We start from the raw sequence: 1,188 nt of genomic DNA on the forward strand, positions 1-1,188 counted from the left end.
CATGGCAAAGGAAAAGTTTGACCGCTCGAAACCGCACGTGAACATCGGCACGATCGGGCATGTTGACCACGGCAAGACGACGCTGACGGCGGCGATCACCAAGCAGTTTGGTGAGTTCAAGGCGTATGACCAGATCGACGCCGCGCCGGAAGAAAAGGCGCGGGGGATCACGATCTCGACGGCGCACGTGGAATACGAAACCGAAGCGCGCCACTATGCGCATGTCGACTGCCCCGGCCACGCTGACTATGTGAAGAACATGATCACGGGCGCGGCGCAGATGGACGGCGGGATCCTGGTCGTGAACGCGGCCGACGGCCCGATGCCGCAAACGCGCGAGCACATCCTGCTGGCGCGCCAGGTGGGTGTTCCGGCGCTGGTGGTGTACCTGAACAAGGTCGACCAGGTTGACGACGAAGAGCTGCTGGAACTGGTCGAGATGGAAGTGCGCGAACTTCTGTCGGCCTATGATTTCCCGGGCGACGACATCCCGATCATCGCCGGTTCGGCGCTGGCGGCGCTGGAAGATCGCGACCCGGAAATCGGCGAGGAATCGATCAAGAAGCTGATGGCGGCCGTGGATGAATACATCCCGACGCCGGCGCGGGCGATCGACCAGCCGTTCCTGATGCCGATCGAGGACGTGTTCTCGATCTCGGGCCGCGGCACGGTTGTGACCGGCCGGGTCGAGCGTGGGGTGATCAACGTCGGTGACGAGATCGAGATCGTGGGCATCCGCGACACGAAAAAGACCACCTGCACCGGTGTCGAGATGTTCCGCAAGCTGCTGGACCGCGGCGAAGCCGGCGACAACATCGGCGCGCTGCTGCGCGGTGTCGAACGTGAAGGTGTCGAGCGCGGGCAGGTCCTGTGCAAGCCGGGTTCGGTGACGCCGCACACCAAGTTCGAGTGCGAGGTCTATATCCTGACCAAGGACGAGGGCGGGCGCCACACGCCGTTCTTCGCCAACTACCGTCCGCAGTTCTACTTCCGCACCACGGACGTGACCGGCACGGTGACGCTGCCCGAAGGCACCGAGATGGTGATGCCCGGCGACAACCTGAAGTTCACCGCCGAGCTGATCGCGCCGATCGCGATGGAAGAGGGCCTGCGCTTTGCCATCCGCGAAGGCGGCCGCACCGTCGGCTCGGGCGTCGTCTCGAAAATCATCGAGTGACGCTGAAGGCG

General features: G+C 64.0%; 1 protein-coding gene. It reads left to right on the forward strand.

What is annotated here, in order from left to right:
• Position 1: 1 nt before the first annotated feature.
• A complete protein-coding gene (gene tuf / locus DL899_RS19215; RefSeq protein ID WP_111735910.1) occupies positions 2-1,177 on the forward strand; it encodes an elongation factor Tu in 1,176 nt (391 codons plus the stop codon).
• Positions 1,178-1,188: the final 11 nt, after the last annotated feature.

The sequence above is a fragment of the Roseovarius amoyensis genome, from assembly GCF_003260265.1.
In the GTDB taxonomy this organism is placed as follows: domain Bacteria; phylum Pseudomonadota; class Alphaproteobacteria; order Rhodobacterales; family Rhodobacteraceae; genus Roseovarius; species Roseovarius amoyensis.